The organism is Chryseosolibacter histidinae (genome assembly GCF_018598225.1).
Lineage (GTDB): Bacteria > Bacteroidota > Bacteroidia > Cytophagales > Cyclobacteriaceae > Chryseosolibacter > Chryseosolibacter histidini.
Genome location: NZ_JAHESF010000012.1, coordinates 211,161 through 223,665 on the forward strand (window position 1 = coordinate 211,161; position 12,505 = coordinate 223,665).

The window sequence follows — 12,505 nt, forward strand, 5'->3', positions numbered from 1 at the left end:
AAGTTATATTTCATCCAATATGAAATATGTGTTAAATTTTGATTGAACAATCATTCAATATATTCCGAACGCCTACATTTGGTTCCGCTAACCTAAGAAACACTAAACCATTCAATATATGACGCATATCTACATCAGATTTTTGCAGCAGCTCAGGATGGCCATTTTAGGCATATTGCTTATCATGGTCATGCCTGTGCTCGTAAAGGCGCAGGTCAGCGTTCAGAGCGGTACTGCAGACCGCATCCGGGGTGTTGTTACGGATGCCACCGATAGTTCTCCGTTAGTGGGAGCGAATGTTCTTATCAAATCAACCACACGCGGCACCATTACCGATGTGAACGGGTCGTTTGCGCTGGATGCAGGCCCAGGCGATGTTCTGGTTATTTCTTTCATCGGCTATGTTACACAGGAAGTTGTTGTTGAGCAGCAGTCTGTCATCAACGTGGCATTGCAGGCCAACGCCAGTGCGCTGCAGGAGATCGTGGTGGTGGGGTATGGCGAGCAGAAAAAAGAAAACCTGTCCGGCGCAGTTGACGCCATGGATAGCAAAGCCCTTGAAGCAAGGCCTATCCAGAATATCGCCCAGGGATTGCAGGGCGCGGTGCCCAATCTGAACGTGGATTTTTTGAGCGGCGAACCTGGCACCACCCCCAACATCAATATCCGTGGATTCACCTCGATCAATGGTGGCAACCCGCTGATCCTTGTTGATAACGTACCCCTGGATGCCGCCGAGCTGAACTTCATCGCTCCTTCAGATATCAAAAGTATTTCCATTCTGAAAGATGCTTCATCGGCAGCCATCTACGGTGCACGGGCAGCTTACGGTGTGATATTGATCACGACCAAGTCGGGCATACGTGACGGCATCACCATCGACTATACCAACAACTTTTCATGGGGAAAGCCAACGGTTCTGCCCAACAAGATCACCGATCCCTATATCTATATGCGCATGCTCGAGACCTCGACTGACAATACGCCGTGGGATTATGTGAACTACACGGCAGAGGAATATGCGTGGGCCAGGCAGCGCTCCGATGATCCCTCGTCTTCGGGCCCTGTGAGGATTAACCCGACCGATAATTCATTGTGGCAGTACATGGGCAACAGGGACTGGACGAAGTATTTTCTCGATAACTATACCGTATCACAGCGCCATAATGTTTCTGTGTCGGGAAAATCCGGTAATACATCCTACTATCTCTCCGGCGCATATGACTCTCAAAACGGCGCGCTGAATGTGACGGAAGACAAATTCGACCGGTATGCCATGCGTGGCAAGATCAATTTCAAACCGTTTTCATGGCTGGCACTCGGCAACAATACATCGATCTCGCTGACAGAGCGGTCAAAGCCCTCTCATCTTTCTATCCAGGATCTTTTTAATATTTTCCCCACCAGCTGGGATCGCAATCCTGACGGCACCTGGGCCAACACGGATGCGGGTCGTACCATGGCTGGCCTTACAAATGGTGGTCGCGTGACCAACAAAACGAATATGCTGCAGACCACTTTCAGCGGCGAGGTTTCGGCCATGGACAGGGCGCTGCGACTGAATGCTGATTTTACAGCGCGCAGAATAGATGTGAACGGTGATAGCAGTCGTACCAAGTACAATATCGGTTTTGGTCCCAACGATGTGCGCGAAGAAGGGAGCAATACCGCCTACCGGCAATCCAGCTACCTGTCTTATTATGTCTTCAATACCTATGGAACATTTGAGAAAAAATTCGGCGATCATGCGCTGAACCTTATCCTCGGCTACAACCAGGAATATCAGCGGTCTGAATGGTTTCAGGCTCAACGGAGCGGTGTGATCTCCTCTTCGCTGCCCACCATCGGTCTGGCTACGGGAGAAGCGCGTGTGGACGAAGAGATCGCAGACTGGGCTATCCGCGGGGCATTCTACAGGCTAAATTATATTTTCAAGGACAAGTATATTGTTGAGCTGAACGGCAGGTATGACGGATCTTCCAAATTCCCAAAGAGTGATCGTTTTGGATTCTTCCCCTCTGCATCCGCTGCCTGGAAGTTCGATGGTGAACAATTCTGGGAATCGTTGCGGCCCGTTATAAGCACATTCAAGATCAGGGCTTCCTACGGTTCACTGGGCAACCAGTTTGTGGGAGAATATGGATACATCGCTACCATGAATGCAGCGCCTGGACGATACCTGATCGGTGGAAACGTGCCACAGGTTGTATCGGCGGCACCGCTGGTATCATCGAACTATACGTGGGAGAAAGTTTACACGCGCAACCTTGGCGTTGACCTTGGCTTCCTTCAGCAGCGGATCAGTGCATCGTTCGATATCTATCAACGCGATACCAAAGGAATGCTCACGCAGGGCAGAGACCTTCCGGACGTGCTGGGCACCGCAGAGCCTGATGAGAACGCCGCTGACCTCGAGACCAAAGGTTGGGAACTGTCACTGGGATACGACAATGAATTTTCGGTTAAGAGCAAGCCACTTCATTTCAACGCACGGTTCACGCTGGCGGATTCCCGTTCATACATCACCAGGTTCGACAATCCCAACGGCAGCCTCACACAGTATTACGAAGGAAAACAACTGGGAGAGATCTGGGGCCTGCAGAGCGATGGCTTCTTTAAAGATCAGAGCGAGATCGATGCGCTGAATCAGACCTCCATCATTCCCTGGGGCGCTTTGACCATTGTGCCAGGCTGGCCCAGGTACAAAGACCTGGATGGAAATCACGAGATCGAAAAAGGAACTACAGTAAAAAATCCTAAAGACCTGTCTGTGATCGGCAACATCACGCCGCGGCTCAGGGTAGGTTTCAACCTGGGTGCGGAATGGGGTGGTTTCGATATCCGTGTATTTCTGCAGGGCGTTGCCAAGATGGATTATTATCCACTCCACTATTTGTACTGGGGCGCTTATCAGCAACCCTATGCCGGCGGTTATGTGCACCTGATGGATTATTACCGCGCTACTTCGGAGAGTGATGTAGAACGGGCACAACATTCACAGTCGTACCTCGCTGCAGGCCTTGCGGATGCCAACACCGATGCGGCATTTCCAGTACTGCAGGCGTGGCTGGCAGACCGCAACCTCGGTGAGCGCATCGATGAGGCACAGGGGCTCGCGATACCACAGACAAAGTACATGCTGAACGGCGCTTACCTGCGATTGAAGAACCTGACGATCGGATACACTTTGCCTTCGGCGCTGCTGGACCGTTTGAAGATCTCGAAGCTGAGGATCTACGCCAGCGGTGAGAACATTACGGAGTGGTCGGCACTGAAAAAATACTTCGATCCTGAATCCGTTACCGACAACATCGGCAAGCTCGATCCCTCGTATCAATCGTCCAATGGCTGGGGATATGCCTATCCTTTTCAGAGACGTTACTCTTTTGGCCTGGAACTGCAATTTTAACAACACGATATCATGAAAAAGTATATCATATTATTTGTCATAACGTTGCTGGTGTGTCAATCCTGTAACGACGATTTTCTGGAGCGTTATCCGGAGACCTCCATTGCCAGGGAGAATTTCTTTAACAGCGAGGAAGACTTGGCTACCTACGTGTACAGCCTGTACGACTTCCCCGGTTTCGGAATCTACGTGAGCGATCTTTCCACAGACAACGCCGCGACCACCGGCGTAACGGAGATCAAGAACATGATGATCGGAACACCTACAGCTGCCACGGTTACCGAAGGATGGAGCTGGACGCAGCTGCGGAACATCAATTATTACCTCGTAAACATGCGCAAAGCGAAAATCAATGAAGCTGCGCTCAATCACTATGAAGGACTGGGCAGATTTTTCCGCGCCAAATTTTACATGGACAAGGTGAAACGTTATTCTAACGTGCCCTGGTATGATAAGGCGCTGGAGACGAACGATGCCGACCTGTACAAAAAACAAGACCCCAGAACATTGGTTGTTGACAAGATCTTCGAAGATTATGCTTTTGCCGCCCAGCACGTGCGTGAAGACGACCGTAGTGGTGCTGTGAACAAGTGGGTGGTGCTGGCTTACCAGGCACGGCATGCGCTCCATGAGGGCACGTTCAGAAAATATCATGATGAGCTTTCATTGCAGGGTACTGCCAACATCTATCTGCAGCTGGCCCGCGACGCTGCAAAGCAGATCATCGACAACGGAGGTTTTTCTATTTACAACACCGGAAAACCGATGGCGGATTACGGCGCATTGTTCAACAGCACTAACCTGGAGAGCAACCCTGAGGTGATCCTGGCAACCTTCAACGAAAATGAAAAGCAGAACAGCGGATGGTGGGCTTATATGTTTGGCAACTATGAAGTGAACCCGGTACGCGACCTCATGCAAACTTACCTGATGGCCGACGGCACACCGTTCACCAACCAACCTGGTTATCAGACCAAACAGTTTGTGCAGGAATTTCAGAACCGCGATCCCCGCCTGTATCAGACCTATGCTTATCCAGGCTGGGAACTGATCAACACTTCTACCTACGCGCAGGGTGGTGGCATTTATGTGCAACAGCTTGCCAAGAATTTTTCAGGTTATCACCAGATCAAAGGATTTGTCAATAACACAAGCACCGCTGTGCAGAATAGCCTCGACATTCCTGTGATCAGGTTGGCGGAGATCCTGTTGATCTACGCAGAAGCCAGGGCAGAGCTCGGTGAGCTTACACAGGCCGATCTCGACCTTTCCGTCAATAAATTGCGCGCCCGTGCAGGCATGGGTAGCCTGATGCTGAATGCGCCGGCCGATCCCGTGCTGCAGGCGCAATACCCGAACGTGAGCGGTGCCCAGCCGGATGTGTTGCGTGAGATCCGGCGTGAGCGGCGTGTGGAGCTGGCGTTGGAAGGGTTCCGTTTCGACGACCTCATGCGCTGGCATGCGGGCAAGCTGATCGAAAAAGAACCTGAAGGGCTGTACTTCCCTGGCTTGGGTAAGTATGACCTTACAGGAGATGCAGTGGTCGACATCATCCTTATTCCTAACACACAACCTATTCCCGCGGAAGCTGACAAGGAGCAGAACTCCCTTGGCAAGAAGCTGATCTACTACCAGGTGGGGCCGCAGGGAAGTGACGCATCGTTTTACCTGAGCAATGGTACCAGTGGCACAAGCGTCACCGATCCTGAGCGTGGTACTTTTACGGAGCCGAAATACTACTACCGTCCTGTGCCGGCACCCCAGGTGTTGCTGAATCCTAACCTCGAGCAGGTGTTCGGATGGTAATCGTGCTGCCGTGACAGGCAAGCGCTCATGATATACCTGCCCGCGTGGCTTTGCAAGAGCGATGCGGGCAGTTTTTATTTAGAAGTACGTTGTGGGCAACCGTTGTGCAGTTGCACTGTGTTGTCTGTAATTGCATGCCTGGATGTGCAATTGCACAAAAATAGATCCCTGATTTGATGATCGTAGTGTGGGCTTAACGTTGCAAGCCATCACTTCCTGTACTTCCTACCTGCTATTACAGCATTCCATCCGTTTTTTTTGCATCTCATGAAAGGGTGTCAGGTAAAAATCACGTCACCTGTATAGAACCAACGTTTTATGCTGATGCCCGTGCAATATTCTTTAGGAGGATCACCCTGACCGTTGCTGATGTGACGCCCGCCCCGCATAGTTCTTCCCTGCGCTGATCAACCGGTCAGTATACTTTGGATCTCTATTATCCACTCAATAAACAGACCTATGAAAAATTCACTACCAGACTCACTCAATCTCAGGCCGGGCAGCATCGCTTTGGCCTTTTTGTTTTGCATGCTGCTCGCTACAGGGCACTTGTTTGCGCAGATCACGCTTGAAGCTGATGGCGCGGGTAACACTTACGAACTGATCAACGACAGGTTCGGCGCTGAACCCGAAGATCCGGATTGCAGCCATACGGCATTCGGCAGGCACATTACGGAGGCATTTGACAGCCAGCTCGGAAAGAATGTTTTTATCTTCCACATCCATGCCGACATCGACAATGACCGTTGCACGAACTTCGATCGCCAGCGGAATGAGATCAAAGGCGGCAGCGGATCACCCGCGGGTTTGAAACACACCGAGGGAGAAACTGCCTATATGCGCTGGAAGTTCAAGCTCGACGCAGGTTTTGTGCCTTCATCACGGTTCACCCACATTATGCAGATCAAGGCGCTGGATGGTGACGCTGGCGCTCCGCTGATGACGCTCACGCCACGGGCAGGCAGTCCGCAGAAAATGGAAGTGATCCACAGCTCGGGCGAGGGCAGTGGCAGCCAGGGAAAGATCGCCGAGGTTGACCTGGCCCCGTTCAAGGGCGCATGGGTGGAAGCCTTTATGCAGTTCAAAAGTTCGGAAGGTAGCGCCGGAACCTTCTCGTTGGTGATCAAAAGGATCAGCGATGGTGCAACGTTGCTTTCTGTGAGCCGCACGGGCATCGACATGTGGCGAACAGGGGCAAGCTTCAACAGGCCGAAGTGGGGAATCTACCGCGGGCTCGATGATGTGCTGCGCGATGAGCAGGTGCGGTTCGCAGATTTTTGTATCTCCGAGAGCAGCGCTTCACAATGCCCCAGCAGCATCGGCGGCGTAACTGCTCCGTCAGCACCCACAGGCCTTGGTGCCACACCGGTGTCGCCAACACAGATCAACCTGACCTGGACCGACAACGCTAACAACGAGAGCGCCTTCAGGATAGAGCGATCGCTGGATGCCGGCAGCACCTGGTCTCTGCTTACCAGCGTTGGTGCCAATACCACGAGCTACGCCAACACGGGCCTGTCGCCTTTAACAACTTACCACTATCGTGTACGCGCTGAAAATGCGGGCGGCAACTCCGCATTCTCCAATACAGCCAACGCCACTACGCCCACTGGCACAACACTGCAAAATGTAGCGCTGAATAAAACGGCGACCGCCTCTTCGAGTGATGCCAATGTGCCGGCAGGTGCCGTCGATGGTAGTACAACCACACGATGGTCTGCCAGTCCTTTACCACAATGGCTCGAAGTTGACCTGGGCGCTGTTTATGACATCAGCCGTACAGAGGTAGTCAGTTATGAGGACAGGGCTTACCAGTTTGTGGTTGAAGCAAAAACAACTTCATCGGGAGCTTATACACAAATTGTGAACCGGAGCAGCAATACCACGCCCGGAACCATTGCCGCGCCCATCACGGATAACTTCGCTGCCGTGAATGCAAGGTATGTGAGGATCACCGTGACCGGTGCATCCGGATATACAGGTCCCTGGGCCAGCCTCATCGAGTTCAGGGTGTTTGGCACTGCAGTGACTACTACTCCTGTCAGCATTTATATTGAAGCCGAGTCAGGAACCATCACTGCGCCCATGCAAGTGCAGTCTAATAGCAGTGCATCGGGTGGCCAGTACATTACCGTGGCTGCCGGAAACAACAGCAACGCCTCCGCGCCTGCAACGGGCCGGGCAAGCTACAATTTCACTGTGCCATCAGCAGGCACCTACAAAGTATGGGGACGATCGCTGTGTGCAACCAATAGTGACGATTCATTCTGGGTGCGCGTGGATAACAGCACCTGGATAAACTGGAACGAGATGCCGGTGGGCACAACCTGGGTGTGGGATGACCTTCACGATTTTGCCAATAACAACACCGTGATTACCTACAACCTGAGCGCCGGAGCGCATACACTCGAGGTAGCCTATCGCGAAGATGGCGCGCAGCTTGACCAGCTCCTGGTCACCAACGATCTTTCGCTCAACCCTGGCGTTGCAGCAGCTTCTGCGATGCGAGAAGATCAAACTTCCCGGGCAATGCGTATCAAAAGTTATCCGAACCCAGCAACCCGTGAAGCCATTGTCACCTATCAAATGGAAGAAGGCGGCCCTGTCAGCATTTCATTGTACGATATGGTGCAGAACCGTACCATCCCATTGGTCGATCAGCATCAGCCGGCAGGGGAGCACAACACCACCGTCGACCTAAGTCATCTTCCCGGCGGATTGTACATCATCCGCGTGACGCATAGGGGTAAAGTGACCACCCACAAGATCCTGAAAAAATAAGTCTCAGAGTCACCAGCTACCCCATAAGCCGTTTAAAAAGATCGATCTATCCTTAACCGTAATATCATGAACAAATCATTCTCATCATTCTTTATCAAACGAAAGGCCTGGCTATTGTTGCTGATCTTCCTGTTGACAAGGCCCGGAGTGCTTTCGGCCGAAACGATCACCGTCTCATCGTTGTCGGCCCTGCAGAGCGCCATCAACAGCGCTTCCCCCGGCGACATCATTATTGTAACCAACGGTGTATATACTGCCAGCACCGCCATATCGGTGAACAGGCAGGGAACAGCCTCGCAGCCGATCACCATCATGGCCCAGACCACCGGGGGCGTGGAGATCGCCGGAACAACCGGCTTTCAGCTCAACAGCCCGGCAGCGTACATCATCATCAAAGGTTTCAAATTCACGCACAGCACGGGCACCGCGCGCATCAACACCGGCGCCACACATTGCACCATCACCCGCAATGTCTACGAATGTGCGGCAGCAGGTACGGGCAATAAACCTTACCTGAGCGTTTCCGGAGACGACAACGAGATCAGCTACAATACTTTTCAGAACAAATCCACCGAGGGGTGTATGGTCACCATACAAGGCCCGGGCAGCGATGGTATGGCGCAAAACACGTGGATCCATCACAACTACTTCTTCAATTTTGAACCTTCCGGCGCCAACAACTCTTCAGCCATTCAGCCGGGGCTCAGCAGCCGCAGTCTCACGCCAGCCCATTCGCTGATCGAGTACAACCTGTTTGTACAATGCCGGGGAGAGAACGAGAACATTGCCAACAAATCGTCTGACAACATTTACCGTTACAACACCTTTGGTACCGGAACCTCGGAGCTGTCGTTGCGGCATGGCAACAGGATGCAGGTATATGGTAACTTCTTTCTCGGCAGCCAGGGCCTGCGTTTTTGTGCCGATGATCACAAGATCTACAGCAACTATTTCGAAGGCTGCAGCTTTGCCATCAACTGCGTGAATGGCGATGGAGAAGTAGCCGATGGCGATCCGCTCACCAGCCACGACCGCCCCGACAGGGTTCAGGTTGTGTTCAACACGCTCGTAAACAACACCACCAACTACAGGATGCCCGGAAGAACAGGAGGCCTGGGAGCAACGGGCATCGTGTTTGCCAACAACATCATCCAGGGAGGCGATCCGATATCGCTCAGCGGTACATATTCAAGCCCCACGTGGTCAGGTAATATCCTGTGGAATGTTACCGGAGGCGCTATGCCATCCAGCGGATATACAACCGCAGACCCGAAGCTGGTGGAAGATGCCAACAGTGTTTACCACATCCAGTCGAACAGCCCCGCCATTGATGCCTCCACAGGGTCGTACACTTATGTTACGGAAGACATAGATAAACAGTCGCGCAGTGGTGCCCGTGACGTAGGCGGAGATGAATACCAAACCACGCCGGTGTTGAACAGGCCGTTGACCACTGCCGATGTTGGGCCTGCCGCAGGATTGGTTTCAGCGCCTGCCGCACCCGGTGGTCTCGGTGCTGCAGCCGTGTCGACGTCCCAGATCAACCTCAGCTGGACCGACAACTCTACCAACGAAAGTAGTTTCAGGATCGAACGTTCCGCCAACGGTGGATCTACGTGGTCGTTCCTTGCTGATGTAGCCGCCAACACCACCACCTACGCCAACACAGGGCTTCCGGCTTCTACCACTTATCATTACCGGGTACGCGCAGAAAATACGGGCGGCAACTCCGCCTTTTCGAATACTGCCAACGCCACCACACAGGCGCCGCCGGTTACACCTGTTTACCAGGCCGAGGATGCAACCATTGTATCGGGCGTGGTGGAAAGTAATCACACCGGATTCAACGGCACCGGTTTTGTGAATTACGATAACGTCGCGGGAAGTTATGTGCAGTGGAGCATCAACGTGACCAGCGCCGGTAACTATAACCTGGCGATCCGGTACGCGAATGCTTCAGGTGTGGACCGCCCCATGGATATTGCTGTTAACGGTACTGTTGTGCACACTGGCCTGAGCTTCAGCCCCACCACCGCGTGGACCGATTGGACCACACGCACGTTTGCCGTAAGCCTGAACGCTGGTATTAACACAGTGCGGGCAACCGCTACAACCGCGGGAGGGGGACCGAACGTGGACCAGCTTGAAGTTACAGGAACAGCACCTCAGAACGTGGCGCTCAATAAAACGGTGACAGCATCTTCAAGCGATACCAACGTGCCAGTCAACGCCGTGGACGGCAATACAACAACACGCTGGTCTGCCAGCACCTATCCGCAGTGGCTCGAAGTTGACCTGGGAGCGTTGTACGATATCAGCCGCACAGAAGTGATCAGCTACGAAGACCGCGCGTATCAGTTTGTGGTTGAGTCCAAAACCACGTCGTCAGGCGCTTATAGCCAGATCGTGAACAGAAGTACCAACACCACACCCGGCACCATTGCTGCGCCCATCACCAACACATTCACGGCTGTCAGTGCAAGATTTGTGCGGATCACTGTCACCGGGGCGTCAGGTTACACGGGCTCGTGGGCAAGCCTTCTCGAGTTCAGGGTGTTTGGCGTGCCCGCGGCAGGTGCGCTCGAAAGATCTTCCACAGAAAGCCTGAGCGCTATCAGTCCCAACCCGGTAGCGGACAAGGTCACCGTATACTATGAAACAACACGCGAAGGAAATGTGCGGGTGCAATTATACAATACGGTGCAGAACAGCGTGGTTGTGTTGAGAGATGAACGGTTACCTGCAGGGAAACATCACACGGTGGTAGACACATCCAGGCTTCCTGAAGGTTTGCATTTTATCAGGGTGATGAGTGATGGGAAGGTGACTACGCATAAGGTGTTGAAGAAGTAGGGAAGAGTCCACAGTCGACGGTTACAACCCTTTGAGGGTTTTAAACCCTCAAAGGGCTGATCCTCGACTAAATCCTCATCCGGTGTTGTGTCCAGTGGATCATGTCACTTTCATAGTGAGTGATGAGCACCAGCGTGGCATTGCGATCGAGGTAATTGTTCAGGTATTCGGTGGTTCGCTGCTTGTTCACAGGGTCCAGGAACTGGAACGGTTCATCGAGCAAGAGCAGCTCCTTATCGCTCATGAAAAAACGGAGCAGCAGCATTACCTGTAGTTCGCCGGATGACAGGTGGCGCACCGGTTTGTTCATCAGCGTGGCTGCGTTGAAAAAATCGATAAGGGTGTTCAGGCGGTCTTCCCCTGGCGCATGTTGGTGAAGGATGTATTCCCTGCAGGAGGCTGTGATGCTTTTGGAGTCCAGGAAATGGATCTGTTCCGGGCCGAGGTAGTTGATCCGTTTTTTAATATCCCAGACCGACTCACCGGTGCCCCTGCGTTTTCCGAACAGGAACACCTGCTGGCTATACGCCATGGGATGGTCTGCGTAGATCAGGCTGAAGAGTGTTGTTTTGCCCGACCCGTTCTTTCCCGTCAGCGCCCATCGCTCACCCTGGTGGATGGACCAGCTGAGGTTTTCGATGATTTTTTTTTCGCCATATTGAATGGTGAGCGATCGCATTTCAACCACCGGTATTTTGTTTTGCCCGTTGTTCTCTGCTGGCGCTTTCTTAACATCAGATGGAAGTGCTTCCGTGCGATGTTCAAACGCCTCGATCCGGGCGATCCTGAAATCGTCGAGCACAAGCCTGCGGTTGATCACCTGCGGAAGCTCGTGATGATGATCGGTCATGATGACCTGTATACCGAATGTGCCGGCAATGTGGTCTATGAAGTCTGTCAGATCCCTGCGGCTTTCGCGATCAAGACCTTCCAGCGGATAATCCAGCAACAATACCCTGGGCATGTGTTTGATGAGGCCGTGCAGAATGAGCACTTTCTTCAGCTGCCCGTTAGACAATCTCGTGAGCTCGAGCCCCAGCAGCTTTTGAATGTTGAGATTTTCAGGGAAATCATATTGCTGCAACCGGCTTATGTGATCGCCGAAGAAATCGCTGACCTTGGGAATTTGTGTGTCACCTATGCTGTAATACCGTTGTTGATAGAACAGTCCGTGATAACCGCTGAGAAAGGTCTGGAGCGCGTGCGCACCGATATACCGGATCTTTTCCTGGCGTTGCAAATAACGTTCATGCCAATCATCGCCTTCAATAAAATCATAGGTCACTGTACCCGCCTGTGGATGAAGTACACCGGCGATCAATTCGAGCAACGTTGTTTTGCCTGAGCCATTGGATCCCCGTATGATCAGGTGTTCACCGGGTTTTATCTCCAGGCTCAGATCTTCAAACAGCTTTTTCCCTGATCGTGAAAACGTGATGTTGTGCAGTGAAATCATTACTGGTAAAAACGCGATAATAAAATAAATCGTATTGATTTCCTGCGGACGCGATGGATAAACTTTTCGGAAATACTAGCTAGCGTAAGGTAGTTTGAGAAGAAGTCAGGAGCCAGGAGTCAGAAGTCAGGAGAGGAGTTGAGAAGTAAGAAGTAAGAAGTAAGGAGTAAGGAGTAAGGAGTAAGGAGTAAGGAGTAAGG

5 protein-coding genes are annotated in these 12,505 nt (G+C 52.3%); 4 read left to right on the forward strand and 1 reads right to left on the reverse strand.

Translation table 11 applies throughout. From position 1 onward, the window contains the following. Window positions 1-118: 118 nt before the first annotated feature. The 4 genes from KK083_RS14330 to KK083_RS14345 all read left to right on the forward strand — a co-directional run bounded on the left by KK083_RS14330 (window position 119) and on the right by KK083_RS14345 (window position 10,849). Window positions 119-3,409 (forward strand): SusC/RagA family TonB-linked outer membrane protein, encoded by a 3,291-nt coding sequence (locus tag KK083_RS14330; RefSeq protein ID WP_254163936.1) that lies wholly within the window; start codon window positions 119-121, stop codon window positions 3,407-3,409. Between the two features lie 12 nt (window positions 3,410-3,421). Beyond that, window positions 3,422-5,215 (forward strand): RagB/SusD family nutrient uptake outer membrane protein, encoded by a 1,794-nt coding sequence (locus tag KK083_RS14335; RefSeq protein WP_254163937.1) that lies wholly within the window; start codon window positions 3,422-3,424, stop codon window positions 5,213-5,215. 459 nt (window positions 5,216-5,674) lie between these two features. Beyond that, complete coding sequence (locus KK083_RS14340) at window positions 5,675-7,996, forward strand: discoidin domain-containing protein (protein WP_254163938.1); 2,322 nt, start codon at window positions 5,675-5,677, stop codon at window positions 7,994-7,996. A gap of 66 nt (window positions 7,997-8,062) precedes the next feature. After that, a complete protein-coding gene (locus KK083_RS14345; protein WP_254163939.1) occupies window positions 8,063-10,849 on the forward strand; it encodes a chondroitinase-B domain-containing protein in 2,787 nt (928 codons plus the stop codon). Between the two features lie 67 nt (window positions 10,850-10,916). Here the strand turns inward: KK083_RS14345 and KK083_RS14350 are convergent, their stop codons facing one another. Then, window positions 10,917-12,305 carry an ATP-binding cassette domain-containing protein gene (locus KK083_RS14350; protein ID WP_254163940.1) on the reverse strand — a complete coding sequence of 463 codons (1,389 nt, stop codon included), beginning with the start codon at window positions 12,303-12,305 and terminating at the stop codon, window positions 10,917-10,919. Window positions 12,306-12,505 lie beyond the last annotated feature (200 nt).

Coding starts and splice junctions, on each gene's coding strand:
- KK083_RS14330 (WP_254163936.1), top strand. CDS start 119: ATGACGCATATCTACATCAGATTTTTGCAGCAGCTCAGGATGGCCATT.
- KK083_RS14335 (WP_254163937.1), top strand. CDS start 3,422: ATGAAAAAGTATATCATATTATTTGTCATAACGTTGCTGGTGTGTCAA.
- KK083_RS14340 (WP_254163938.1), top strand. CDS start 5,675: ATGAAAAATTCACTACCAGACTCACTCAATCTCAGGCCGGGCAGCATC.
- KK083_RS14345 (WP_254163939.1), top strand. CDS start 8,063: ATGAACAAATCATTCTCATCATTCTTTATCAAACGAAAGGCCTGGCTA.
- KK083_RS14350 (WP_254163940.1), bottom strand. CDS start 12,305: ATGATTTCACTGCACAACATCACGTTTTCACGATCAGGGAAAAAGCTG.